The organism is Bowmanella yangjiangensis (assembly GCF_017255015.1).
In the GTDB taxonomy this organism is placed as follows: domain Bacteria; phylum Pseudomonadota; class Gammaproteobacteria; order Enterobacterales; family Alteromonadaceae; genus Bowmanella; species Bowmanella yangjiangensis.
In genome coordinates, this window is the sequence record NZ_JAFKCS010000661.1 from 1 (window position 1) to 399 (window position 399).

Genomic DNA, 399 nt, shown 5'->3' on the forward strand with positions numbered 1-399 from the left:
GACTACCCGCAGCTGGATATCGAGGCCGAACTGACGCATCTGGCCACGCAACCGCCGCAAGACTGATGTCAGGTAAAGGTCATGTAAGTCGGCTTGCCAGCCATGCCCGGTCGGAGGAGCATGGTTGTCTCATTCACCGAGTTGCCGTTGTCCCATGATGCGTAAGTCCGTTCTGTTGCTGTTGTGCCTGGGTTTGCTGAGCGCCTGCGAGCGTGCGGCAGACCCCGTCGCGCAACGGCCGGAATCCGTTCCGCTAGTGGCAGAGTCTGCCGTCGAGGCGCCAGCAGTCGAGGTGGCCAGCACAGCGCCTGTCGACGCGCAGCCTGCGGTCGAGGCGGTCGAAGCCACACCCGCCCGTGCCGAGCCGCAGCCTGCCGCGAAACCCAAGGCCGAGGTCGG

Annotated in this window: 1 protein-coding gene; it reads left to right on the forward strand. The window is 65.2% G+C overall.

Annotation, left to right across the window (positions count from 1 at the left end; all coding sequences use genetic code 11):
- Nucleotides 1-154: 154 nt before the first annotated feature.
- Nucleotides 155-399, forward strand: a 245-nt coding sequence (locus J0A65_RS26145) for a hypothetical protein (protein WP_206597105.1), incomplete at its 3' end; no start/stop codon positions are given.